This is a genomic window from Stenotrophomonas sp. pho (assembly GCF_006228405.1).
Taxonomy (GTDB): domain Bacteria; phylum Pseudomonadota; class Gammaproteobacteria; order Xanthomonadales; family Xanthomonadaceae; genus Stenotrophomonas; species Stenotrophomonas sepilia.
In genome coordinates, this window is sequence record NZ_CP029759.1 from 2,656,522 (window position 1) to 2,680,870 (window position 24,349).

16 protein-coding genes and 4 pseudogenes are annotated in these 24,349 nt (G+C 66.7%); 5 read left to right on the forward strand and 15 right to left on the reverse strand.

Annotated elements, in window-relative coordinates:
* Window positions 1-81 precede the first annotated feature (81 nt).
* Window positions 82-722 (forward strand): annotated as a pseudogene (locus DL544_RS12490) (hypothetical protein).
* Here the strand turns inward: DL544_RS12490 and DL544_RS12495 are convergent.
* The gene (locus DL544_RS12495; protein ID WP_255312957.1) at window positions 696-1,379 is read right to left on the reverse strand and encodes a hypothetical protein; all 684 of its coding nucleotides are present in this window, start codon (window positions 1,377-1,379) and stop codon (window positions 696-698) included. The pseudogene DL544_RS12490 and the gene DL544_RS12495 overlap by 27 nt on opposite strands.
* Window positions 1,380-1,489: 110 nt before the next feature.
* Window positions 1,490-4,216 (reverse strand): TonB-dependent receptor plug domain-containing protein, encoded by a 2,727-nt coding sequence (locus tag DL544_RS12500; RefSeq protein ID WP_139727261.1) that lies wholly within the window; start codon window positions 4,214-4,216, stop codon window positions 1,490-1,492.
* A 180-nt stretch (window positions 4,217-4,396) separates the two neighbouring features.
* Between DL544_RS12500 and DL544_RS12505 the strand changes: the two genes are divergently transcribed.
* The gene (locus tag DL544_RS12505) at window positions 4,397-5,032 is read left to right on the forward strand and encodes a GNAT family N-acetyltransferase (protein WP_065185742.1); all 636 of its coding nucleotides are present in this window, start codon (window positions 4,397-4,399) and stop codon (window positions 5,030-5,032) included.
* Here DL544_RS12505 and DL544_RS12510 read toward each other — a convergent pair.
* Both DL544_RS12510 and DL544_RS12515 read right to left on the reverse strand, forming a co-directional pair.
* On the reverse strand, window positions 5,029-5,808 hold the full coding sequence (locus DL544_RS12510; protein ID WP_139727263.1) for a CDP-diacylglycerol diphosphatase: 780 nt from the start codon (window positions 5,806-5,808) through the stop codon (window positions 5,029-5,031). The two genes, DL544_RS12505 and DL544_RS12510, sit on opposite strands and share 4 nt — an antisense overlap.
* Before the next feature lie 68 nt (window positions 5,809-5,876).
* Window positions 5,877-6,536 carry a hypothetical protein gene (locus tag DL544_RS12515; RefSeq protein WP_032954259.1) on the reverse strand — a complete coding sequence of 220 codons (660 nt, stop codon included), beginning with the start codon at window positions 6,534-6,536 and terminating at the stop codon, window positions 5,877-5,879.
* Window positions 6,537-6,705: 169 nt separating this feature from the next.
* On the opposite strand from DL544_RS12515, the gene DL544_RS12520 reads away from it, so the two are divergent.
* Window positions 6,706-7,002, forward strand: coding sequence for a hypothetical protein (locus DL544_RS12520; RefSeq protein ID WP_005417035.1), 297 nt, complete (start codon window positions 6,706-6,708; stop codon window positions 7,000-7,002).
* Window positions 7,003-7,100: 98 nt separating this feature from the next.
* On the opposite strand, the gene DL544_RS12525 is transcribed toward DL544_RS12520, so the two are convergent.
* From DL544_RS12525 to DL544_RS12555, 7 genes and pseudogenes are all read right to left on the reverse strand, one after another.
* Window positions 7,101-7,985, reverse strand: coding sequence for a hypothetical protein (locus tag DL544_RS12525; protein ID WP_065178495.1), 885 nt, complete (start codon window positions 7,983-7,985; stop codon window positions 7,101-7,103).
* Between the two features lie 110 nt (window positions 7,986-8,095).
* The gene (dld, locus tag DL544_RS12530) at window positions 8,096-9,802 is read right to left on the reverse strand and encodes a D-lactate dehydrogenase (protein WP_005417037.1); all 1,707 of its coding nucleotides are present in this window, start codon (window positions 9,800-9,802) and stop codon (window positions 8,096-8,098) included.
* A pseudogene (lldD, locus tag DL544_RS12535) lies at window positions 9,799-10,937 on the reverse strand (FMN-dependent L-lactate dehydrogenase LldD). Before lldD ends, dld begins: the two are co-directional and overlap by 4 nt.
* Window positions 10,938-10,949: 12 nt before the next feature.
* Window positions 10,950-11,705: pseudogene (lldR, locus tag DL544_RS12540) on the reverse strand (transcriptional regulator LldR); the annotation flags it as partial.
* Between the two features lie 53 nt (window positions 11,706-11,758).
* Window positions 11,759-13,417, reverse strand: coding sequence for an L-lactate permease (gene lldP, locus DL544_RS12545; RefSeq protein WP_053499572.1), 1,659 nt, complete (start codon window positions 13,415-13,417; stop codon window positions 11,759-11,761).
* Window positions 13,418-13,637: 220 nt separating this feature from the next.
* Window positions 13,638-14,090, reverse strand: coding sequence for an MgtC/SapB family protein (locus DL544_RS12550; RefSeq protein ID WP_005413774.1), 453 nt, complete (start codon window positions 14,088-14,090; stop codon window positions 13,638-13,640).
* 129 nt (window positions 14,091-14,219) lie between these two features.
* The gene (locus tag DL544_RS12555) at window positions 14,220-14,978 is read right to left on the reverse strand and encodes an SDR family NAD(P)-dependent oxidoreductase (protein ID WP_065185748.1); all 759 of its coding nucleotides are present in this window, start codon (window positions 14,976-14,978) and stop codon (window positions 14,220-14,222) included.
* A 319-nt stretch (window positions 14,979-15,297) separates the two neighbouring features.
* On the opposite strand from DL544_RS12555, the gene DL544_RS12560 reads away from it, so the two are divergent.
* Window positions 15,298-16,251: a helix-turn-helix transcriptional regulator gene (locus DL544_RS12560; protein ID WP_053499560.1), complete on the forward strand. Its 954-nt coding sequence runs from the start codon at window positions 15,298-15,300 to the stop codon at window positions 16,249-16,251.
* A 268-nt stretch (window positions 16,252-16,519) separates the two neighbouring features.
* On the opposite strand, the pseudogene DL544_RS12565 reads toward DL544_RS12560, so the two are convergent.
* The 3 genes and pseudogenes from DL544_RS12565 to DL544_RS12575 form a co-directional block, all read right to left on the reverse strand.
* Window positions 16,520-18,429: pseudogene (locus DL544_RS12565) on the reverse strand (CocE/NonD family hydrolase).
* 222 nt (window positions 18,430-18,651) lie between these two features.
* Entirely contained in the window at window positions 18,652-19,038 is a 387-nt protein-coding gene (locus tag DL544_RS12570) for a DUF4440 domain-containing protein (protein WP_005417047.1), read from the reverse strand.
* Window positions 19,035-20,396: an MFS transporter gene (locus DL544_RS12575; protein ID WP_139727265.1), complete on the reverse strand. Its 1,362-nt coding sequence runs from the start codon at window positions 20,394-20,396 to the stop codon at window positions 19,035-19,037. Before DL544_RS12575 ends, DL544_RS12570 begins: the two co-directional genes overlap by 4 nt.
* Before the next feature lie 106 nt (window positions 20,397-20,502).
* On the opposite strand from DL544_RS12575, the gene DL544_RS12580 reads away from it, so the two are divergent.
* A complete protein-coding gene (locus DL544_RS12580) occupies window positions 20,503-21,399 on the forward strand; it encodes a LysR family transcriptional regulator (RefSeq protein WP_065178502.1) in 897 nt (298 codons plus the stop codon).
* Window positions 21,400-21,498: 99 nt separating this feature from the next.
* On the opposite strand, the gene DL544_RS12585 is transcribed toward DL544_RS12580, so the two are convergent.
* Window positions 21,499-24,294 carry a beta-glucosidase family protein gene (locus DL544_RS12585; RefSeq protein ID WP_081275781.1) on the reverse strand — a complete coding sequence of 932 codons (2,796 nt, stop codon included), beginning with the start codon at window positions 24,292-24,294 and terminating at the stop codon, window positions 21,499-21,501.
* Between the last annotated feature and the right edge of the window lie 55 nt (window positions 24,295-24,349).

A 24,349-nucleotide genomic window follows, 5' to 3' on the forward strand; every position in this document is an offset into this window, starting at 1 on the left:
CGCCTGCGACAACCGGTCGCAGCCACGCCGTGCACACCCCTGAACAGGTAACATGGGCGCCTGTTTCCGTTGTGATGCCGCATGGGCCCGTCCGACCGCCACGATCGTCTCCGCCGCTGGCAGGCCGCATCCCTGCTCGCCGCCGCCCCGATCGCCAGCCTGTCCGCCACTGATGCTGCGGCCGCTGCACCGCTGCAGTCGCCGCCTGGCCAGCAGCGCATCGCACCGGCTGCACTGGTCGAGCGCCTGCACCAGCGCGTGCTGTCCGGGCAGAGCGCCACCGCCACGCTGGAACACTGGTGCGCCGAACATGGGCTGGCCGAACAAGCCCGGGTGCGCGCGGTGCGCGTGCACGGCCAGGACAAGCCTGCCCCGCCGACGTTCTGCAGGCGCTGGGCGCGACGCCGGGTACCGAACTGCGCTATCGCCGCGTACAGCTGGTCTGCGGCAGCCGCGTGCTGTCCGAGGCCGACAACTGGTACCTGCCTGGCCACCTCAGCCCGGCCATGAACCAGGTGCTGGACAGCACCGACGAACCGTTCGGTCGCGTGGTCGGCCCGCTCGGTTTCCAGCGCCAGACCCTGGCTGACCAGACGTTCTGGCCGCCGCGGGGCGAAGGCGATCACGGCGTGATCCTCGAGGTGCGTGCCTTGTTGCGCGACCGCCAGCAGCAGCCTTTCAGCTACGTCATCGAGTCATACCTGCAGCAGGCGCTGCCGTAACGCGCAGTGGGTCCCGGGCATATCCCGCCGCTTCCGACCCGTGATGGCGTTGGCGGCCGGGTCCACCGAGAACACGAAACGCCCACCGTGCTGGTCCCTGCCCCACGTCATCGGTGCCGTGGCCAGGCTGTAGGCCGGACTCGCCTTGTCCATGCCGATCGCCTCGGACCAGGCGCTGAAATCCTCATCGGTGCGGCTGCGGATCTCGCCGACACACAGGCTGTAGCCACAGGCAAAAGACACCAGCGTGCCGTCGCTGCCGATGAGCCGGGTCGCAGCCTTCCTGTAGAGCCGGGTCAGGTCCTGCACTTCCGGGTGGCCCGCCGCATCCTGCTCGAACTGGCTGATCGCCTGCGCAAAGGCGTTGTCCGAGCCCAGGATCACGTCGCTCTTTTCCGCCGACAGTGCTCCTTCAGTCAACAGCAAGCGCTCGCCCTCAAGGAAGTGTCCCTCCGGATCCGCAGGCCCTTGCCCGGCCGTCGCACGCGTCGATGCCGTTGGCACGCGCGCTGATCCAGCATCGGTCACTGCATTGGAAAGAGACGGCACGGGCGCGGCGCTGGCCGCCTCCGCAGCATCGTCCACACTGGCCGCCTGCTTGCTGCTGCAACCGGCAATGGCCAGCACGGCAATCACACTCCACACTCTGGCATCCATGCGCATCATCCTCCGGGTATCGCCACAGCATGCCACGCGCGCAGCGGCAGCACCGGTGCACTGCACAAAGAAAAGCCCGGCAATGCCGGGCCTTTCGTTCGCCTGCCGGATCAACGGAACCGGTAATCCAGCTGCAGCCAGTATTGGCGGCCATACGGGTCGTAGTTGCCGACCGGGTAGAACGGCCAGCCGCCCCCGTTCCTGTCTGCCGGCGGGCGGCTGTCACGCAGGTTGTTGACGATCACGCCCACCGACAGGTTCTCGCCGAACTGGCGGAACACGCTGGCGTTGTAGGTCATGTACGGCGCGATCCGGCCACTGCCATCGGTCTTCGGCAGTGAACCGAAACGATTGCCGTACAGCGTGGTGGTCCAGTCACCCTGGTTCCAGGTGATGCTGCCATTGGCCTTGCTGCGCCACTGGTAATCATCCAGCGAATTGCGGATGTCACGCTCCGGATCATCGGAGAACTGCCGGTACTTGTGCTCCAGCACCACGGTGTAGGCCAGGCGCGTGGTGAAGCGGCCATAGCGGCCGGCATCGAAACGCCAGTTGCCCTTCAGGTCCAGGCCACGCACCGATTCGGAGGCCGCGTTGATCGGATTGATCAGCACGCGGGTCACCTGGTCCGGCTGCACCGTGGCGTTGGACGGATTGCGGATCACCCGCGACAGTGCGTCCTGGCACAGCGGTGAACCGATATCGCGCGCTTCGCCGCCCAGCGTGCGGCCCAGGCGGCAATCGGCCTCGTCACGCAGGATACGGCTGGTATCGAGGCTGGTCACCTCGTTGTCGATGCGGATGTCGTAGTAGTCGGCGCTGAAATCCAGCCCGGACAGCGGCGACCAGACCACGCCGAAGCCGTACGACTTTGCGGTTTCCGGCTGCAACTGTGCGTTGGCGCGGTTGCTGTAGTCGATCGACAGGCCGTTGTAGTCGCAGTTGTCGTACGACTGGCCTGCAGTACGGCAGCGCCAGTAATCGGTCATGCCCGGGTTGTAGCCGCGGGTCTCGGTGGCGAACACGTAGTTCATGTCCGGCGCACGGAAGCTGGTCGCGGCAGAGCCGCGGATCAACAGGCTCTCGATCGGGCGGAACTCGACGCCGAAGCTCCAGGTCGCCTTGCCGATGTGCTCGCCGCCTGCGCGGTACTGGTCGTAGCGGCCGGCCAGCGTGGTGGTCAGCGATTGCAGCAACGGCAACTGCAGTTCAACGCCGGCCGCATAGCGATCGCGATCACCGCCGGCACCGATACCGGCGCTGGTGTTCCAGAACTCGCCGGTGCCCAGCCGCGGGTCCGGGCGGTTGCGGTAGCCCTGGCTGCCGGCCTCGACCACTGCGGCCAGCGCAGCATCGCCGCCCGGCAGTGCGAACAGGCGGCCATTGACACTGGCACTGAAGGTCTGCAGCCACGCCGCGTTGCGACTTTCCTGATAGTCGGACAGGCCCGCATACTCGTTCGGAGTCAAAGGCTTGAACAGGCGCACCGGGTCCGGCGCATAGACCTCCACGCCATTGCGCACGCCCAGCTTCGGGCCCAGCAGGTACTCGTTGATGCCGGCCAGCAGCACCGGGCGACGGGTTCGGTTCTCGTAGCGCGACCGGCTGTAGGCCGCCTCGTAGTCCCAGCCGCTGTCGCCGATCTGGCCGCGTGCGCCCACGTTGAACGACCACGAGTTCTCCAGGAACCGATTGGCATTGCGCGGCAGGCCACCGTTTTCTTCCGGCGCGAAGCGGCGGTACCAGCTCTCCAGGTTCCCGCTGTTCTGGTTGTAGAAGTAGTTGCGTGAGGACGTCCAGGTCGGCGCGCGCGTGTTGTTGTAGATGCGCGCGCTGCCCACGGCGACATCGGCGAACAGGTCGGTGGTGTCGTTGACGTGGAAGGTCAACAGGCCATAGCCATTGAGGTTGCGCTTCTGGGTCTGCACGGTCCAGTAGCTGGCGGCGGCCTCGTTGCTGCCGCAGTACCAGCCCTGGCGCGGGTTGTTGGCACGGAACACGCTGCCGCCATAAATGCCCGACGCTGCGTCGCAGCCGCTCACGCCCGGATCGATGTTGCGGCCGGTGGCAGCATTGCGGCGATAGGCGATCGCGGTCGCCTGCGGCGCCTTGCCGGCCGGATCATCGTCCAGTGAATCCATGAAGTCGCGTTGGCGCGCGTGGATCGCCTTGCGCACGTCGAATTCGAAGCCGAACAGCGCATCCCAACGCTCGCCGGAACTGCCACCGACCACCTGCGCGCGCTGGTTGTCACCCCCGCCCTGCTGGGTGCCGCCGGCGCGCACGTTCACGTCCACGCCTTCAAAGCGGTCCTTGAGGATGATGTTGACCACGCCGGCGATGGCATCGGAGCCATACACCGCCGACGCACCCGCGGCGAGCACCTCGATGCGCTCGATCAGGGCGCTGGGAATGTTGGCGAGGTTGACCACGTTCACCGAGCCCTCGTAGGCCAGCGGGTAGTCGGCCTGGCGGCGGCCGTTGACCAGCACCAGCGTGCGGTTCGGACCCAGTCCACGCAGGTTGATGGTGTTGGCGGCCGGCGTGAACGTATTGCCGAAGTCCTCGCCCTGCACGTTGCCGGTGTTCTCGGTCAGCGCGCTCAGCGCGTCGAAGGCATTGCGGTAGCCCTGCGCATCGATCTGCTCGCGGCTGATCACCGTCACTGGCGAGGGCCCCTCGACACTGGCACGGGGAATGCGCGAGCCGGTGACCTTCACTTCCTGCAATGTGGTGGGTGCGCTTTCCTGCGCGAAGGCCGGCAGCGAGACCAGCATCAGGGACGACAGCGCGAGCACCAGCGGACGCGGGCGCAACGCCTTGTGGGAGGCGGACATGGGCTTCCTGGGGGAGTGGGCGGGTGTACGGGGGAGCCGTGGCCTGTGCGGCACATAACGATCCCGTAACGAAAGTGTCCTGAATGGGTGGTTTCAACGGAAATGACCAGCCCTGATGGGCTTATGCCTGAACCGAATCAGACGGACCCACGGCACCGCCACACTTTTGCAATGAATTGCATGGTCTGGCGCGCTTCCGATACGCATCGTGCATGGATGACCAACCGCGCCACCTACACTCACCTCGCCCCGCTGCGCCCCGTCCTGCGCCGCCACCTGCTGCACCTCCAGGCAACGCCCATCACCCTGCGTTCCTTCCAGCGCACCGATCTGCCGCGCTGGCGCACCTTCGACGACCGTCGCCAGCGCGGCCAACGGCCTTCCTACGGCATTGATGAAGAGGCCCGCTTCCTCGCCAGCGTCCATCGTTCACGCCTACAGGAAGACAACGATCTGCTGGTACTGGGCGTGTTCGACGACGCGCAGGGCATCCTGCACGACCAACTGCATGTCCGCCTGCAGTCACTGCATTCGCGCTGCGCAGAACTGCAGTCGCTGCAGCACCGCAACGCCCATCCACAGGCCGCACTGCGCGCGCTGTGCCCGTTCCTGTTCGACAATGTCGGCCTGCATCGCATCTTCGTACTGCTGCCACCGGGTTGCACCACCCCTTTCGCCCAGGCACTGCAGGCCCTGGGCTTCATGCGTGAAGGCATCCTGCGCGACTTCCACCTGGACGCCGAGGGATGGCATGACCGCCAGTTGCTGGCGCTTACCGCGCCAGCGTGGCGCAGCCACCTGCAGCGGATCGGCTAGCGCACCCGCTCCAGTGCCGCACCCGCGCCGGTCAGCACCGTGCAGGCGTGATCCTGCAGTTCTTCGCCGCTGGCATCGTTGCCGCTGGCGGCATCCACGCGGGTGGCCAGCAGGATGAAGCCGGGGCCACCCTGCACGTCATCGCGTCCGGCCACCACCAGGCTCCACTGGCCCACATCGCCTACGCCGCTCAGGCCATAGGCCAGCAGGTTGAGCGGATTGGCGGTCATTTCCGCACCGGGCAACAGATAGGCCTGGTACTGATGCCCGCGCAGAAGCACCGGCAACGGTGACCAGCGTGGCCCCAGGGCGCCGGCGTGTGCATCCAGGGCCTGCAGCACGTCCGTGCGCAGGCAATCGACATGGATATGCAACTGGTGCTGCGACCGTCCGTGCGGTGAATTCAGCGCCAGGCTGGCTACGTTGCGCGGTAATGGCTGGCCCAGGGCCTGTTCGGTGCGCGCGCGCGCCTGCCAGGCGGCCGCGAAATAGTTGGGCGCCCCACGCTGGTAAAGACCGCGGTTCTCGATGCCACTTACCTTGTCCAGCGGCATCAGCAGGAACTGGTAGTCACCGTGTGCATCCTTGACCAGCACGTCACGGCGGCCGGCCGCCGTCTCCACCCGCAGGCAGCTGCCGCGCGGGCCGTCAGCTGCCTGGCAGTCACGCTCGATCAGGCGCCACAGCGCATCGGAATGGGCGGGCGGCGGAGGCGGCGCGCTCGCACAGGCGGACAACAGCAGCAGCGGCGACAGCAGCAACGAGCGCAGGGACACGGCGGCGACTCACGGAACAGGCACGGCAGGCGGCGCCGCACTGCATTCTAGCCAGCGCGGTGCTGCAATCAGTAGGTGCCGAACGGCACTTCAACCACGATCGGAGCCACGCCCTCGCCCGCCTGCAGGGTGTAGCGGTCCAGTGCGCCATCATCTTCGGCGTGCGGCTGGCGCTGGAAATGCAGGGGATAACGGTCATCACCCAGGCGCACGGCGCTGCCATCGGCCTCCAGCGCGGCACCTTCGGGAATCAGCAGCCCCCCCAGGTCGCTGTAGGCCCCCGGCACATCGGTGAAACCATAGTCAGCCAGTTCATCCACGCGCTGCATCGCATAGACGTGCGGCAGGTAGGGGCGTGCCGGGCTGCGGCCATTGCTGAGGTCGGTCACCCAGGCCTGTGGCAGGTGGTATTGCTCGCGCAGTGCGGCCACGCCCAGCGACGGGCTGGCCACCTGCAGGCAGCACACCGCGCGCTTGCCCTCACGATCGACAATGGCGAATCGATCGCCGCGGGTGGCGGCCTGCGGCAGCATCGCGAACGCCAGGTTGCGCTGGGCGGGTGCGTAGCCTGCCTCGGTCTGCAGGTTGCGCCAGGCACCGAACACCGGCGCTTCCGCAGCGGCGTCCGGCGTCGGCTCGATGGCAGAGGCGGCAAACGCCACGCCCAGCACCGACACTGCCAGTACTCTTCTCGCCCTGCGCTTGTCGCGCAAACTGCCTGCCGTCATAGCGTATCCAACACCTGCACCGGAATGGCCCGGCCTGCCCGCTGGCGTGCTGCCAGCCATCCCTCCCACTATGCAATGACCACGCTGTGCCGGCAATGACCGGAGTGCTGACGCCTTTCGCGCGACGGGTGCTATCGTTCCACCATCTTCCCTGCGCAGGAGCGCTCGCATGTCCGCCTTCCGTCTGTCCCTGTTACTGCCTGCGTCGGCCCTGCTGCTGTCGGCCTGCGTCAGCACCCCTGGCCCGCAGGTCAAGGGTACCGGCCACTGCGATGCCAGCCAGCTGGGCTGGGCAATCGGCCAGCCGGCCAACGAACCCAACATCCGCCGCCTGTCCAGCGAGAGCGGCGCCGGCCTGGTCAACCCGATCGGCCCCAGCACCATCACCACGAAGGACATCCGCCAGGATCGCCTGCGCGTGTACGTGGACAAGGACAACATCATCACCGCTACCCGTTGCGAGTAAGCGCCGCCTCAGTTTTTGTAGAGCCGAGCCCACGCTCGGTTGCTCTGCGGTCGGGCCACGCGAGAACCCGAGTCGAGCATGGCTCGGCTCTCCAGGGCTCAGGGTTCGGTATACCCCGCGCAGTCCGGCAGCGCCTGGTCGGGGTGGAACACCCCATCATTGAAGCGGAACAGCCGCGTGTAGCTGCATGCCGGGTCCTGCTCGGTGCGCAGGTCCTTCTTCTTCAGCGGGCCCTTGGCCAGCGAATCCTCGAAACGCGAAACGCCCGCCGGAAAGCGGGTTGCCACCGTCTGGTAGCGCAGCACCGGCATGCCCTCGGCCACCGGATCCAGCCCGAGCCTGGCCGAGAACCCGTATTCGTCGTGGCAGGCGCCTGCGCGCTGCTTCATGTCCTGCTCGCTGAAACACGCACGGATCATCGCATTGCCCAGCCATGGCACCGTCAGCACGTCGTCGTCCACCTGGATGTCGTCCTGCAGGTGGCGCACGCGTGCCAACTGCAGCGTGGACGCGTCGGCACCTCCACCGGAGTACATGGTGCTGAACTTGACGATGCCGCCTACCAGCACATTCTGGTGGGCGCGCTGCTGCGGGTCGGTCACCGGCTCATCGCTGCCGATACCCGGAGCCAGGCGCACGATCCACGGCCACAGCGACAGCTCGCTTTCCTGCGGCACGTCGATGCTGACGTGGTAGGTATGCGCTTCGCTTTCGCCGGCCACCCGTTCAGAGACTTCCAGCGTCGTTGGCCGATCACCGTCCTCGGCCACCAGTTGCACACGCACGCACCAGACACGATCAAGCGTGCAGTACTGCGTGCGTACTTCGCCCTGCCCGCCCTGTTCCAGCACCTGCCCCAGCGGTTCCATCACGTTGCCGGCGGCATCGCGCTGCTGCGGCAGGATAGAAGACTGCGCCAGCACCAGCAGCGGGGTCGCCAGCAATGCAGCGCACAGGGCGGCGCGGACGGGAATGGAAGGCATGGGCGGCTCCTGTGGCTGGGATTCCGATGGTAACCGTTACCCGGACGGCGGCGGACCTGCCCGGCATCGCCCTTGTAGCGTCGAGCCACGCTCGACTGCCCTGTCCGTCCTCAATGCCCACTGCAATCGCAGCTGCCCCACCCCTTCGCCTTCGACGTCTGGCCAATACCCGGGTTGAAGGTATTGCTCGGGTCCAGCTGCCGGTAGAAACCTGCCAACGCCGGCTTGGCCGGGTACAGGTGGCCGACGTTGTGCTCGGCCGGATACTCGGCGCCACGCTGGTCCAGCAGCGCCCACATCGCATGCTCGATCGCCACCGGGTCTTCGCCCTTGCGCGCGATGTAGTCCTGGTGGAACACGTGGCACAGGAAGTGGCCGTAGTACAGCTTGTGCAGCAGGCGGCCGTCGATATCGGCCGGCAACTGCTCGAACCAATCCGTATCGTCGCGGCGCAATGCGATATCCAGCGCGACGATGTCCTGCACCTGCTCACGATGCACTTCACGATAGCGGACTGCCGCACCGGCCACCGCGAAGCGATGCAGGAACGCCTTGCGTCCCTCCTCGGCCGTGCAGTGGAAATAGCCGCCTTCGTGCCCGGCGAAGAACCCGCGCAACCAGGCCTCGGTTTCCGCAGCGTCCTGGGCAGAGACCTTCAGCAACAGGTGATGCTCGTAGCGTTGCCGGAACTCGCCCATGCGCTTTGGCAGGTGCGAGGGCAGCAGGCCGGTCAGCACCTGCATCACCCGGTCGGTCACCCCGCGCAGGCCCAGCCGTTCGAACCAGCCATCGACGCGGCTCTTCAATGCGAACGCCGCGGGCACACGGGAGGTACCGAGGCGATCGATCAGCAGGAAGCTGTCCTTGCCGTAGCGCTCGCCGATGTCATAGGCATCGCGGTGAATGTACTCGCCCGCGATCGGCAGGCGCTCGAAGCCGGTCAGCAGCTGGCGACGGATCGCGGTGAGGCTGTCGGTGCGATTGCTGCCGATATAGAAGACCTCGGCAGCCTCCTTCTCGAAGGTGTCCAGGCGCACCGCGAACACTGCCAGCTTGCCGGCAGATCCCGCTGCCTCGAAGTGGCGGCTGGGATCCGCATTGAAGCGTGCGGGAGTATCGGCACCGACTTTGCGTACTTCCTCGGCATAGCGTGGATCGGAAGCCGCACGGCCGTCGCCATCGCCCACGTCGGCGGCCGTGTAGTCACCGGCCTGCAGGCGCTGCAGGATCTGCTCGGGCGTATCACCCAGCGCGATGCCCAGATGGTTGACCAGCTGCAACTGGCCCTGCGCATCGACCTGCGCATACAGCGCCAGCTCGGTGTAGGCCGGGCCACGTCGCACCAGCGCGCCACCGGAGTTGTTGCAGATGCCGCCCAGCACCGAGGCACCGATGCAGGACGAGCCGATCACCGAATGCGGTTCGCGACCCAGCGGGGCCAGCGTCTGCTCCAGGCGGTCCAGCGTGGCACCGGGCAGGCACAGCACCTGGCGGCCTTCGTTCAACAACTGGATGCCGGTCAGGCGCAGCGTGTTGACCAGCACGATCGGCCGGCCATAGTCATCGCCGTCCGGGGTCGAGCCGCCGGTCAGGCCGGTGTTGGCCGCCTGCAGGATGATCGCCGCGCCGCCCTGCACCGCTGCCTGCAGCACGCGCCACAGTTCCAGCAGCGTCCCCGGGCGCACCACCGCCAGCACTGGGCCATCGCCGAAACGGTAGCCGCGGCGGAAGCGGCGCGTAGCCTTGTCGCCGGTCATTACATGGCGATTGCCGACCGCATCGCGCAACTGTGCCAGCACGGCGTCGTGGCCGCTCATGGCAGGCTGACCAGCGAGTCGCGGCCGATGTCGGCGATGCGGCGCGCACCGGTCAGGGTCATCGCCACGCGCATTTCCTTGGCGATCAGGTCCAGCAGGTTGGCCACGCCGGCCTCGCCCTGCGCGGCCAGCGCATAGATGAAGGCGCGGCCCAGCAGCACGGTATCGGCCCCAGCGCCAACATGCGCACCACGTCCAGGCCAGTGCGGATGCCGGAATCGGCGAGGATCTTCAGGTCGCCCTGCACCGCATCGGCGATGGCCGGCAACGCACGTGCGGTGGACAGCACGCCGTCCAGCTGGCGGCCACCGTGATTGGAGACCACGATGCCATCGGCACCGAACTTCACCGCATCACGCGCGTCATCCGGGTCGAGGATGCCCTTGATCACCATCGGGCCCTTCCAGAATTCGCGGATCCACTCCAGGTCCTTCCACGAAATGGAGGGATCGAAGTTGCTGCCCAGCCAACCGATGTAATCCTCCAGCCCGGTCGGGTTGCCGCGGTAGGTGGAGATGTTGCCGAGGTCATGCGGGCGGCCGAACAGGCCCACGTCCCACGCCCAGTGCGGATGGGTGATGGCCTGGCCGATACGGCGCAGCGAGGCATTCGGGCCGCTCATGCCCGAGTGTGCATCGCGGTAGCGCGCGCCCGGCACCGGCATGTCCACGGTGAACACCAGCGTGGTCACGCCGGCGGCCTGCGCCCGCTCCAGCGCGTTGCGCATGAAGCCACGGTCACGCAGCACGTACAGCTGGAACCACATCGGCCGCTGGATGGCCGGTGCCACTTCCTCGATCGGGCACACCGACACCGTGGACAGGGTGAACGGGATGCCGCGGCTGTCGGCCGCGCGCGCCGCCTGTACCTCGCCGCGCCGCGCATACATTCCGGTCAGGCCGACCGGCGCCAGCGCCACCGGCATCGCCAGTTTTTCGCCGAACAGCTGGGTTTCCAGGCTCAGGTCGGACATGTTGCGCAGGATGCGCTGGCGCAGCGCGATGTCGGACAGGTCGGAAACGTTGCGCTTCAGCGTGTGCTCGGCATACGCGCCGCCATCGATGTAGTGGAACAGGAACGGCGGCAGCCGGCGTTCGGCAGCAGCACGGTAATCGGTGGAGGCGGAGATGATCATGGGGTCAACCGTGGGGGAAGGCAGGCGCGAGGCCCGCGCACGCCGGGCTTCGTTGTCATCGAGGGTGCGCAGCGTGGTGTGCACGAACTCGAGGTGGGCATGCGCGGCGGCGCGCGCGCGTTCGGGGTCGCCGGCCAGCACCGCATCCATCATCTCGCGGTGCTGGTCGGACAGCGGCGAGAAGGTCTTCGCCGAGGTGTAGAGCTTTTCGCGGCTCTGCGAGATGTTGGTCTGCAGCAGTTCGAACAGCCCGCGCATCACCTGCAGCAGCACCAGGTTGTGCGAGGCCTCGGCGATGGACAGGTGGAAGGCCGCGTCGGCCTCCGCCTCGCCGGTGGGGTCGTCCTTGCCGTGCGCGTCCATCATGGTCTGGAAGGCCTGTGCGATGCGCGCGCGGTCCTCGTCGGTGGCACGCAGCGCCGCATGCCAAGCGGTGGCACCTTCCAGCGCGTGGCGGATCTCCAGCACGTCGAAGCGGTATTCCGGGTCGCCCTGGAACAGCGGCAGGTACGGCGCCAGCGGTTCATCCAGCGCCTGCCGCGCGCGTGCCGCAGGCTCGGCCACGTAGGTGCCGCCACCGACCCGTGCGGTCAACAGGCCCTGGCTGGCCAGCTGCGCGATGGCCTCGCGCAGCGCGGTGCGCGAGACCCCCAGCTGCACCGCCAGGGTGCGCTCGGCCGGCAGCCGGTCGCCCGGCCGCAGCTGTTGTTCCTGCACCAGGCCGCGCAGCTGCGCAGCCACCTTGTCCGAAATACGTTGCGTGCTCATGGCGCCATTGTGGCCCGAAGCGCGCAGCGGGTGGTCGGCCAGCCGCGCATGGCTCAGGGAATCATCCAGGTCAGCCAGTAAGCCTGGGCCAGGGTGATCAGGCCGACCATCGTGGTGAAGATCAGGCTGTGCTTGACCGTGAAGCGGAACAGATCCGACTCCTTGCCGGCCAGGCCGACCGCCGCGCAGGCAATGGCGATCGACTGCGGTGAGATCATCTTGCCGGTGACACCGCCGGTGGTGTTGGCCGCTACCAGCAGCACGTCGGACACGCCGATCTGCTGTGCGGTGGTGGCCTGCAGTGCCGAGAACAAGGCATTGGACGAGGTATCCGAACCGGTCAGGAACACGCCCAGCCAGCCCAGGAACGGTGAGAAGAACGGGAACGCGTCGCCGGTATGCGCCAGTGCCAGGGCCAACGTGGCAGACAGTCCCGAGTAGTTGGCGATGAAGGCGAACGCCAGCACCATGCCAATCGAGTAGATCGGCATGCGCAGCTCACGCACGGTCTCGCCGAAGGTCTGCAGCGCCGAACGTGCAGGCATGCGCAGCACGATGATGGCAATCACCCCGGCCAGGATGATCGAGGTACCGGTGGCCGAGAACCAGTCGAACTTGTAGATGGCGTCATAGCTCAGCGGCGCATCCACGATCGGTGGCATCTTCTGCACCAGCTGGTCCAGGCCCGGCACTGGGATCTTCAGCACCCAGCCTTCCAGCGGACCGCCCGCCGCGAACAGCGACTTGAACGGCTTGATGCTCCACAGCGTGACCATCGCGGTGAGGATCAGGAACGGCGACCATGCCCTGGCGATCTGGCCGACGCTGTGGCGCGGTGCCTCCAGTGCCTGTGCGGCCGCCTCGGCGCTGGTTTCGGTGTCGAAACGGAAGATCCGCACCGGCTTCCAGCGGCGCAGGAACAGGGTCAGGCACACCAGCGACGCGAGCGACGCGGTGATGTCCGGTAGTTCCGGGCCGATGAAATTGGAGGTCAGGTACTGCGCGATGGCGAACGAACCACCCGCAACCAGCACCGCCGGCCAGGTCTCCTTGATACCGCGCCAACCATCCATGATCGCCATGATCCAGAACAGCACGATGATGGTCAGGAACGGCAACTGGCGGCCGGCCATCTGGCCGATCTCGAATGCGTCCAGGCCGGTGACCTGCCCGGCCACGATGATCGGAATGCCCATCGCGCCGAACGCTACCGGCGCGGTGTTGACGATCAGGCACAGGCCGGCGGCATACAGCGGCTTGAAGCCCAGCCCGACCAGCAACGCTGCGGTGATCGCCACCGGCGCACCGAAACCGGCCGCCCCTTCCAGGAAGGCGCCAAAAGCGAAGCCGACCATCAGCATCTGCAGGCGCTGATCTTCGGTCACCGAGAGGATCGAGGCCCGGATGATGTCGAACTGCCCGGTCTTGACCGAAACTTTGTAGAGGAACACCGCACCGATGATGATCCACGCGATGGGCCACAGGCCGTAGACGAAACCGAAGCCGGCCGCGCCCAGCGCCTGGGGCACCGGCATGCGGTAGAACAACAGGGCCACGCTGAGTGCGATGGCCACGGTGATCGTGCCGGCCAGCCAGCCCTTCATGCGCAGCACTGCCAGGGCAACGAAGAAGAACGCGATCGGCAGCAGCGCGATCAGGCTCGACAACCACAGGTTGCCGGCGGGGTCGTACAGGTGTTGCCAGGGCTGCATGAAGACTCTCGACTGGAAACGGAAGGAGCCCACCGCAGGCGGTGGGTCGCCGTGGCCGTCGATCATTGGTATTACCATTAATGATCGCGATCAGACCACTTGCAGCGGATTTAACCGCCTCTCCGACGAAGAGCCTATTAGACCATAGGGCTAGCCTTCATATTGGTCCGACCATTAGAGCCATTATGGTGCCGGCCGCTGGCCGACAACTCGACCTTCCCTACGAGATCCGTTTCTCCAACCGCCGCATCACCGCCAGCACCAGCACGCACAGCACGCTGACCCCGATCGCGATCACGTACTTGCTGATCCCCACCGCAATCCCGATCGCCGCCGCCATGATCAGCGAACTGGCCGTGGTCAAGCCGCTGACCTGGTCCTCGCGTGAGCCGCGCAGAATGGTGCCAGCGGCCACGAAGCCGACACAGGCCACCACCGCTTCGATCAGGCGCACCGGATCAACCTGCAGCAGATCGCGGTAACGCTCCTGCTGGAAATGCTCGGCCACCGAGTCGCCGAGACCGACGATCAATGCCGCCGCTCCGGCAATGAGCATGTGCGTACGCAGGCCGGCGGCGTGCTTGCCCATTTCCCGCTCGACACCGAGCACACCGCCGAACAGCATCGCTGCGGCTACGCGCAGCAGGATCGAGACATCCTGGGTGAGTTCCATGGGCAGGCTCCGGGTATTTCCCCGAGCGTCGCGTGGCATGCGTGGCACAGAGGTGAAGACCACCCCACAGTGCGTTCACCCGGTGGCGCCGGGCGATGCCCGGCGACGCCGCAACCCGCGTTCAGCGCATCACTGCGCGAGGTAGCCACCATCGATGGCGTAGTACGTGCCGGTCGCGAACGAGGCATCGTCGCTGGCCAGCCAGGCTACCAATGCGGCCACTTCCTCCGGCGTACCCAGCCGCTTCAACGCGTGCCGCCCTTCCAGCGTGGCGCGCACCTTCGGGTCCATCTTCTCCAGCAGCGGTGTGCTGATGAAGCCCGGGCCGACCGCGTTGACACGAATGCCGTCGGCCGCATGCTCCCAGGCGGCGGTCTGGGTCAGCCCGACCACGCCGTGCTTGGCCGCCACGTACGCAGTGGAACCGGCATAGCCCACCTGGCCCAGGATCGAGGCCATGTTGATGATGCTGCCGCCCGTGCCGGCCGCGCGCATGGCCTGGATCTGCGCACGCTGGCACAGGAACACGCTGGTGAGGTTGACATCGATCACGCGCTGCCAGCCATCAATCGGATAGTCGCCGCTGCTGGCCGCCGGCCCGCTGATGCCGGCGTTGTTGACCGCCACGTGCAGGCCGTCGAGTTCCTTGATCGTGCGCTGCACCGCTGCCTCCACCGCCGCGTCGTCGGTGACGTCCAGCGCGATGCCGATGGCCTGTGTGCCGGTGCTGCGCAACTGCGCCACGGTGGCATCCACTGCATCCTGCTTGAGGTCCCAGACCGAGATACGGGCACCGGATGTGGCCAGTGTCTGGGCCACGGCCAGGCCGATGCCCGACACGCCGCCGGTCACGATCGCGGTCTTGCCGGTCAACTGGTAATCAATCATCTCCATTCTCCATCGGTGGGGTATCAAAGTGGCCTGCAACAGCCAACCCACCCACCCTACGCGCACGCCCGTGATGGTCGGGCTGACATCGCATCTCCAGATCGTTCCAGCCATGAAACCTCAACCGCAGTTTATGTATGGAACTACGTACGGATATGCGTGCAGAACGCCGGCGTATGTTCTTCGGCATTTTCACTTTGGCCGTAATCGCCAATCGTTTTGACCTTATCGAAGTCAAAAGCGCGCGAATCGCGGCGACAATGGGAAACGCTTCCAGATTCTTCGACACATTCAATTCAACCTGTGTTTGCGCAGAGCGATGTCCCGATATTTCACTTTTGCTGATTACCGCCAGTTCGGCGAACGCCATGGCTACGACTACCGGATCGAAGGGAGTGAACTGCGCGACGACCAATGGGCAGGGCGTGGCGACGTCCACGAACAGTCACTGCGCGGTGGCCTGGGCCTGATCGCCTCGGACGTGCACAACCGGTTCACCTACACGGCCACCGCTGTGCACGGTGCCGGCCTGACCATCCGCCTGATGCTTCAGGGCGAAGTGGATGTCCAGTTTCCTCGTCGCAAGGGGTTCACCCTGCGCGCCGGCACAGGCATGACCACCAGCCACCATGAACCTGTGTCGATGGCCGGGCTGCATCCCGGTGGCAGCCACCTGCGCGGGGTCAGCTTGAGCGTACCGGCCGATCTGGACGTGGACATGCTGCGCCTGCCGGCACTACAACGGGTCCTTCATTCCCCTCTGCAGTGCCGCCACTGGGCCATTCCGCATGCCTTGCTGCCGACGCTCGCCCAATTGTTCGACAGCCCCTGGCAGGACGACATCGATGCGCTGTGGCGCGAAGGCGTGGCCCTGCAGGTGTTGGCCGTCGGCCTGCAGGCCGAGGATATGCAGACCGAGCATATACGCACGCTGCGCGCCGGCCAGCGCGAGCGGCTGGAGCGAGTGCGCAGCTATCTGCATGACGACCCCAGCCATGCCCACAGCCTGATCGAACTGGCCCAGCTGGCCTGCATGAGCCCCAGCTCCTTGCGCCGCCATTTTGCCCAGCAATATGGAAGCTCGGTGTTCGACTACCTGCATGAGCAGCGCATGCGCCATGCCGAACAGGGCCTGCGCGAAAACGGATGGACCGTCGAGCAGGCTGCCGCCGCCAGCGGCTACCGCCACCCCAGCAACTTCGCCGCCGCGTTCCGCAAGCGCTTCGGCCTGGTCCCCAGCCGCTGGCGTACGGGCCCCTCGAAGGTCGGCTGAAAGCCTCTGCCCGGTAGGTGTCGACCTTGGTCGATCGGCATGCCATGGCCCAGCTTTGGTAGGTGTCGACCTTGGTCGACACGCTCCTGCGCCATCGCCGATGCCGGCCAGCGGCCGGCACTACCACACCCGCCTGAATCAACCTGCCATGACTCAGCCCCGGTAGGTGTCGACCTTGGTCGACACGCTCCTGCGCCATCGCGGATGCCGGCCAGCGACCGGCACTACCACGTGCTACCAGGCACGGCCCGGCGTCACCCTGCGGGCCTCAATACACCGGTAGATCGATGTAGCTGGCCTGCGCCGCGCTGTGCCACACGCGCTGCGTGGCCTTCTGGTAATCGCCCGGCTTGGCCAGGTAGATGTTCGGCACGTAGGTCTGCGGGTTGCGGTCGTACAACGGGAACAGGCTGGACTGCACCTGCACCATCACCCGGTGGCCCTTCTGGAACGTGTGGTTGGCGTTGGGCAGGTCAAAACGGTACGGCAGCACCTGGTTGGCGGGCAGCGGCTTCGGATCGCTGAAGCTCTCGCGGTAGCGGCCACGGAAGATCGCCAGCGACACCGGCAACTCATAGCCCCCCATTTCCGGCGTCGACGCTTCCTGGTCCGGATACACGTCGATCAGCTTCACCACCCAGTCGCTGTCGGTGCCGCTGGTCGAGGCCTGCAGGTGCACCACCGGCGCGCCGCCGATGCGCAACGGCGCGGTCAGCGGTTCGGTGATGAAGGTCAGCACATCCGGACGACCATCGACAAAGCGCTGGTCCTTGACCAGCCAGGTGGTCCACATGTCGCGGTCACCGAAGCGGACCGGGCGCGGCACGAACGGCACCGGCTTGGCCGGGTCGGACACGTATTCCTCGAAGTCGCCCTCGCCCGCCGCCGGTGCCTGGAACGCCAGCTTGCCACCGGCGCGCAGGTACAGCGGCTTGCTGCTGGCGGCACAGCCCTTGTCGCAGCTGCGCGGCCAACCCTTCAGGCGGTCCCAGTGGTTTTCGCCGGTGTTGTAGATCAGCACCGGCGGCGTATCGGCCTTCGGCGCGCCATCCACCAGGTACTGGTCGAAGAACGGCTTGAGCACATCGCGACGGAACTGCAGCGCGGTATCGCCATCGAACTTCAGCGCACCGAGCTCGCTGCCGCCGTAGTTCACCTGGCTGTGCCGCCACGGGCCCATCACCAGGTAGTTGCGGTTGTTGCCGCTATCGCGTCCTTCCATCGCCTGGTAGGCGTGGTTGGCACCCCACATGTCTTCCTGGTCCCACAAGCCCTGCAGCCACATGGTCGGCACCTTCAGCGGTGTCTTGGCCATCACCGCGTCCAGCGCCTGGCCCTGCCAGAAGCCATCATAGGCCGGATGCTCGACCAGCTTCTTCCACCAGGTCAACTGGTCCACGCCGGTGAAACGCGCGTAGTCGCCTGCCGAACCGATGCGCAGGAAAGTGCTGTAGTCGTCGTAGCCGAGGCTGGGCAGCGGCGTACCCTTGCCGCGCTTCTCGGTCTGCATGGCGAAGTAGTTGAAGTTGACCTGGCGGAACGCACCGTAGTTGAGCCAGTCGTCGCCCATCCAGCCATCGACCATCGGGCTCTGTGGTGCGGCCACCTTCAGTGCCGGGTGCGGGTCGGTCAGCGCCATCACCACGGTGAAGCCCTCGTACGACGAGCCGAGCATGCCGACCTTTCCATTGCTCTCCGGTACGTTCTTCACCAGCCAGTCGATGGTGTCCCAGGCGTCGGTGGAATGGTCGACTTTGGTGTTGTTCAACGGCCCGCGCAGCGGCCGGGTCATCACGTAATCGCCCTCGGAACCATACTTGCCGCGGATATCCTGGAACACGCGGATGTAGCCGCCGTCGACAAACACCTCGTCACCCTGCGGCAACAGGTCGCGCATGCGCGGCGAATCACTGCGGCTGGCGCGACCGGCAGCATCATAGGGAGTCCGGGTCAGCAGGATCGGCGCATTGTGGGCGCCCTTGGGCACCACGATCACCGTATACAGCTTGGTGCCATCACGCATCGGCACCATCACCACGCGCTTGTCGTAGTCGCGACCGACATCGGGGCAACGAACGGCTTGCCGCTGATATCCGGGGTCATCGGCGGGGTATCGGCGGCCAGCACGGTGCTGGACAGGCAAAGGGCAATGGCTACAGCGACGGCACGCACACGCATGGACAACCCCTCCCGGCAGGAAAGCCCCAAGCCTACTCCTGCCTGGCGCCGTGAAGTGTGTGCAGGCTTTGCATTCTTCGGTGGATGCGGGCAGGACTGATGGCACATGTGCCTGCGGTGCCGCTGCGCTCGTCGGCGAAAGGTAGTGCCGGCCGCTGGCCGGCAACCGCGTAACGCGCCCCAGGATCATGAAGTTGCCGGCCAGCGGCCGGCACTACCCGATCAGGCTGCCGTTACTTCATGCAACGCCAGCCAACGCCAACGGCCGTCTTCCTGCCGCAGCACGGCCAGTGCTTCACGCCAGGCCATCCCACCTTCAGCAACGCCCTGCCCTTCACGGTAGCGCAGCATTGCCAACGGTGCCGGCACCGCAATGAACTGCAGGGCATCGATTTCGATACACAGGCCCGGGCGGGCACCGTGGCCGCCAGCGAACATGCCGGCCAGTGCTTCGCGGTCCAGGCGCTGCCCAGCAATACCGACCATGCTGAAGTCGGTGCAGAAATGATCCATCAGCGCATCCAGCGTACTGGCGGCTGCTTCCGCACGGAACCAGGCCTGCAGCTTGGCGATCAGATCATGGAACTCGTTCTCTGCGGTCATCGTCATTGCATTGTCTCGGGTTGGGAAAGAGAGATCGATTGCGAACGGCGCAGCAGCGCCATCGGCAGCAGCGTCATTGCAGCGGCCAAACCCAGCGCCACGCTGGTGGCGCGTGCCGGCAGCCATTGCATGGCCAATGCCAGCAGCAGTGCGATGGCGGCGGTGCCGAGGCAGAAGCTGAGCTGGCGGTTGAGGTTCCAGAGTGCACTGGCATCGCCCAACGCCTCACCTTCCACGCCATGGAAGGCCAGCGTCTGCGCGGTGCTGCTGCACAGGCTGCCGCCGGCGCCCATCAGCGCGAACAACAATCCGGCCAGCACGAAGGCCGGCTGCGGCAGCAGCGCCATCAACAACAGGCCGCTGGCCTGCAGGAGCATGCCGGCGCGCAGTACCGCGGCCGGACCGAAGCGAGCCAGCAGGCGCTTGCTGGCCATGATCGCGATGGCCGCAGCCAGCGCCCAGGGCAGCATCAGCGCGCCGATGCGTGCCGCGCTGTAACCGGCGTGGTGCAATTGCAGGGTACTGACCAGTTGGCTGCCGATGAACACACCGGGTACGGCGAGATACACCAGCATCGCCAGCCGCAGCCCGCGATGGGACAGCAACGACCAGCGCAGCAGTGGCTGCGCCTGCCGACGTGCATGCCGCAGGTGCGTCGCCGCAAGCAACAGCGCGGCCAGCAGCAACACGGCACCTGCACCGCGATGTCCCGATTCGCCCAGCCAGGTCAGCGCCAGCAGCAGCGCGCCCAGCGCCAGCATCGCGGTGGACAGGGCATAGGCCTGCAGGCGCGGCGCACTGCGCGCGCAGTCGGCCGGCATCCAGGCCAGCACCAGACCGATGGCCACCACCGCCAATGGCAGGCTGGCCCAGAGCACGCCGCGCCAGGACAGCCACTGCACCAGCAGCCCGCCCAGTGCCGGTGCCAGGGCCGGCACCAGAAGCGCCACCAGCAGGATGCGACGGGTCAGCGCGCCACGTTGCCCGGCCGTGCATTGCCGGTACGCCGCGGCTTGCGCCACGGGAATCAGCAGACCGCCGGCCAACCCCTGCAGCAGGCGCCATCCGAGCAGCCAGCCGATCCCCGATGCGGAACCTACCAGCGCAGCGGCAACCGCGAACAACAGCAACGCCACCAGCAGCAAGCGACGCTCGCCACAGCGCGCGGCCAGCCACGGCGCCAGCGGAATCACCACGCTCAGGCCCAGCATGTACGCCGTGCCGACCCAGGCCAGGGTGCTGACGTCGGCGTGCAGCTCCGCTGCCAATGCCGGATAGGCCACCGTGGCGATGAACATGTTGACCAGATCCAGGGCGAATACCAGCAGGAAAATCGCCTCATGGCGCAGGCGGGGGGACGGCATCGGCGGCGCTCCAACAGAGAAGCCATCAGCATGCCGCCCGGGGGGTTGTTGGAAAAACACGACAGCACCTGCGACACTGTCAAAACTGTTTTGACAATGAATCGCCATGGTCAGCCTCGATCGCTTCGATATTTTCCGTGCCGTGGTCGAAGCCGGCAGCCTGACCGCTGCGGCCGATCGGCTCGGCCTCAGCCGCGCGGTGGTCAGCTTCAACCTGAAGCGGCTGGAGCAGGAGCTGGGCGTGACCCTGCTGTTGCGCAGCACCCGCCACTTGGCCCTGACCGAGGCCGGCGAGCAGTTCCTGCAACATTGCGTGCAGGCATTGGATGCTGCGCAGGCGGCGATCGATGCCGCGCGCCGCGACCAGCACCAGCTGCAGGGCGTGCTGCGCCTGACCACCACACCGGAGTACGCCCAGCTACGCCTGATTCCCGCGTTGGAGGCGTTCCGCGCGCAGCACCCGGCCCTGCAGCTGCACCTATCAACTTCTCCAGCGCCAGCGGACCTCATTCCCGAACGCTTCGACCTGGCGATCCGCCTCGGCCGCCTGCCGGATTCGGGCCTTCACGCCAGTGAATTGGAGCGCCACCCACTGTGCGCGGTGGCCGCTCCCTCGCTGCTGGCGCGTCTGCCCTCTGCCGAGGCTGCCGATGACCCGGCACAGCTGGGCACCCTGCCCCGCCTGGGCTATCCGCGCCTGGCCGATGTGCCGGTGATCGCGCCTGATGGCAGCGGCGCCCTGTTTGCCACCAACCCGGGCAACGCGGTGGTACGCGTGGATGGTGCCAGCAGCCTGCGCGCGTTCGCCCTGGCCGGCGCCGGGGTCACCGTGCTGCCACGCTGGCTGATCGAGGACGACCTGGCCCAGGACCGGCTGCGCCCGGTGCTGCGCCAGCACCGCTTCCCGCAGCAGAGTGTCTACGCGGTCTACCCGCACAGCACGCAGCCCTCACCGAAGGTACGGCAGCTGATTGATTTCCTGCGCGACCGGTTCGCCACATAAAAAGGGGACGGAGGGGATTAAGTCGTTTATGCATAAACGACTTAATCCCCTCCGTCCCCTTTTTCAGACACGGCCCTGTGCGGGCCGTGTCGTCAGGCATCAGCGCAGCACCTGCTCCACCAGCTGCACGTCCACGGTCTGCAGCGGCTCGGCGGCATTGCGCGCCAGCTGCACCTGGTAGGTGCCACCGTCGATCTTCCACTGGCGCGCCTGTGCATCGTAGTGGGCCAGGGTCTTCGGCTCGGCTTCGATGCGGATGCGGCGCTGTTCGCCCGGCTGCAGGTTCACCTTGTCGTAGCCGATCAGGCGGATCGGGGTGGTGCTGCCTGCCGGCAGCTTCAGGTACAGCTGGGCCACATCGGCGCCGGCGCGCTTGCCGGTATTGCGGATATCGACGCTGGCGACCAGGCGCGAGCCTTCCACGCTCACCTTCAGGTTGTCATAGGCGAACGAGGTGTAGGACAGGCCATGACCAAAGGCGAAGGTCGGGGTCAGGCCCTTGACCGCCATCCACTTGTAGCCGACGTTGGCGCCTTCGATATCGAAATCGAACACATCACCGAAAGGCTTGGCCGGCTTGAAGCCGAGGCCATCGATATGCGGGCGCGGCAGCTGCGATTCGTCCGTCACCCAGGTCACCGGCAGGCGGCCCGACGGATTGACCTGACCGGTCAGCAGCGCGGCGATGCCTTCGCCGCCGCGGATGCCCGGGTACCAGGCCTGCAGCATCGCTGGCACCTGCCCCAGCCAAGGGGTGCGCACCGGGCCGTTGGTTTCCAGCACCAGCACGGTCTTCGGGTTTGCCGCGGCCACCGCCGAGATCAGTGCGTCCTGGTTGTCCGGCAGCTGCATGTCCGGCAGGTCCACCGATTCGGCGGCCCACTGCGTGGCAAACACAATGGCCACATCGGCCTGCGCGGCGGCCCTGGCCGCAGCGGCGGCATTGGTCCCGTCCACATACTCGATGGTTGCGTCAGGGCGCGCCGCACGCAGCGATTCCAGCGGCGAGGACGGGTGGAAGATCACCGGGCCCGGCCAGGTGGTCGGCAGTACGCCCGGCACCGCGTTGGTGCCCTTGGCGGTCACGCCCACCATCGACGAACCACCGCCACCGATCACGCCCTTGTCGGCGTGGCCACCGATGATGACAATGCGCTTCACGCTGTCGGCCAGCGGCAGCAGGTTGCCTTCATTGCGCAGCAGCACGCTGCCCTCTTCCACCGTGCGCTGGGCCACGGCGAAGCCGGCCTCGGCATCCACCTTCTGGTGCTGCGGCGGGTTGTCGAAGTTGCCGTGCAGGAACATCGTGCGCAGGATGCGCGTGACCATGTCATTCAGGCGCGCCTGCGGCACCACGCCGCCATGCACGGCCAGACGCAGCGGTTCGTCGAAGAACACCGCTGCGTCGAACACTTCACCGGCCGACTGCTGGTCCAGGCCGGCCAGCGCCGCCTTCGAACCGCTGTGCACGCCGCCCCAGTCGGACATCACGAAACCGGGGAACTTCCATTCCTGCTTCAGCACCTGGTTCATCAGGTAGCCGTTCTCGCAGCCGTAGGTGCCGTTGATCTTGTTGTACGAGCACATCGCCACGCCCGGGCGGCCAGCCTCCAGCGCAATCTCGAACGCCAGCAGGTCCGACTCGTGCATGGCCTGTTCGCCGATGCGCACGTCGTGGAAGTTGCGCCGGGTCTCCATGTCGTTCAGCGCGAAGTGCTTCATCGAGGAGATCACGTGCTGGCTCTGCACGCCCTGGATCAGCGCGCCGACCATCGAACCGGCCAGCAGCGGGTCCTCACCGGCATATTCGAAGTTGCGGCCGTTGCGTGGATCGCGCTGCAGGTTGACGCTGCCCGACAGCAGGATGTTGAAGCGCTGCTGCCATGCCTCGCGGCCCATGGTCGCGCCACCGGCGAAAGCCACTTCGCGGTTCCAGCTGGACGCGGTGGATGGGCCCGATGGCATCGCCGTGGCGAAATCACCCGGGCGGATGCCGCCCGGATTGGTCACGCCGACACCGGCATCGGCCGACTGCTGCGACGGAATGCCCAGCCGCGCCACGCCCGGCACGAAACCGGCCGAACCGACCGCGCCTTCCGGCAGTGGGCCACCATCCTTGCCCAGCCCGAAGTAGCTGTGCAGCATCTGGAACTTCTCATCCTCGGTCATCGCCTTCAGCAGCAGCGCGGCGCGCGCATCGGCGTTGAGGGTGGTGTCCATCCACGGCCTGTCGCCATGCGTGTCGGCGGCATAGGCCAGTGTCAGCAGGGTGGCGCGCAAGGCGCTGCCTTCCACCTTGAACGGCGCGCTGCTGGCGGCCTGGAAACCATCGCTGAAATAGCTGGCATCGGCTTCCAGCGCCACACGCGCCGGATCGAAGCCGGCGGCCTTGGCCGATTCACCGGCCACCGCGCCGAGCAGCACCGCCGGTGCACCCAGCCGCGAACGGGTGACCAGCGCTGGCAGCTGCGCGGCACCTGCACCGGCATCGGTATAGACCGCCACGGTGTGGCGGCCATCGTCCAGGCGCAGGTAGTTCAGGCCCGGCTGGTCCGGGCCGGATTCAGCGGCGATCGGCAGCCGGGTCAGTACGGCCTGGCCGCGCTGGGTCTGGCCATCATCCCTGCCCGCGGCAATGAAGCGGTATTCGTAACCCAGTCCGTCGGCCAGCACCTGCAGCGGATCGACCTGGCCGATGCCGCGCTGCACCTGGCGTACGCTCACCGCGTCCACCTGCAGGGTCTTCAGCTGGGCGGCCAGGGCCGGCATCGCCTCGGCGGTCGGGGCCTGTTCCAGGGTCAGCACGGTGAACGCGGCAGGGTCGGCCCAGGCCGGAGCGGCCAGTGCAGCGGACAGGGCCAGGGACAGTACAAGCTGCTTTGTAAACGTTTTCATCGACGGGCGTAATTCCGTTGCCAAGGCAATCGGTCCAGGGAAAGTGCCGCCGAAG

Bases quoted from the DNA above. Each gene is read 5' to 3' on its own strand.
- DL544_RS12495 (WP_255312957.1), bottom strand. From the start codon at position 1,379: ATGGATGCCAGAGTGTGGAGTGTGATTGCCGTGCTGGCCATTGCCGGT.
- DL544_RS12500 (WP_139727261.1), bottom strand. From the start codon at position 4,216: ATGTCCGCCTCCCACAAGGCGTTGCGCCCGCGTCCGCTGGTGCTCGCG.
- DL544_RS12505 (WP_065185742.1), top strand. From the start codon at position 4,397: ATGGTCTGGCGCGCTTCCGATACGCATCGTGCATGGATGACCAACCGC.
- DL544_RS12515 (WP_032954259.1), bottom strand. From the start codon at position 6,536: ATGACGGCAGGCAGTTTGCGCGACAAGCGCAGGGCGAGAAGAGTACTG.
- DL544_RS12520 (WP_005417035.1), top strand. From the start codon at position 6,706: ATGTCCGCCTTCCGTCTGTCCCTGTTACTGCCTGCGTCGGCCCTGCTG.
- DL544_RS12525 (WP_065178495.1), bottom strand. From the start codon at position 7,985: ATGCCTTCCATTCCCGTCCGCGCCGCCCTGTGCGCTGCATTGCTGGCG.
- dld (WP_005417037.1), bottom strand. From the start codon at position 9,802: ATGAGCGGCCACGACGCCGTGCTGGCACAGTTGCGCGATGCGGTCGGC.
- lldP (WP_053499572.1), bottom strand. From the start codon at position 13,417: ATGCAGCCCTGGCAACACCTGTACGACCCCGCCGGCAACCTGTGGTTG.
- DL544_RS12550 (WP_005413774.1), bottom strand. From the start codon at position 14,090: ATGGAACTCACCCAGGATGTCTCGATCCTGCTGCGCGTAGCCGCAGCG.
- DL544_RS12555 (WP_065185748.1), bottom strand. From the start codon at position 14,978: ATGATTGATTACCAGTTGACCGGCAAGACCGCGATCGTGACCGGCGGC.
- DL544_RS12560 (WP_053499560.1), top strand. From the start codon at position 15,298: ATGTCCCGATATTTCACTTTTGCTGATTACCGCCAGTTCGGCGAACGC.
- DL544_RS12570 (WP_005417047.1), bottom strand. From the start codon at position 19,038: ATGACGATGACCGCAGAGAACGAGTTCCATGATCTGATCGCCAAGCTG.
- DL544_RS12575 (WP_139727265.1), bottom strand. From the start codon at position 20,396: ATGCCGTCCCCCCGCCTGCGCCATGAGGCGATTTTCCTGCTGGTATTC.
- DL544_RS12580 (WP_065178502.1), top strand. From the start codon at position 20,503: ATGGTCAGCCTCGATCGCTTCGATATTTTCCGTGCCGTGGTCGAAGCC.
- DL544_RS12585 (WP_081275781.1), bottom strand. From the start codon at position 24,294: ATGAAAACGTTTACAAAGCAGCTTGTACTGTCCCTGGCCCTGTCCGCT.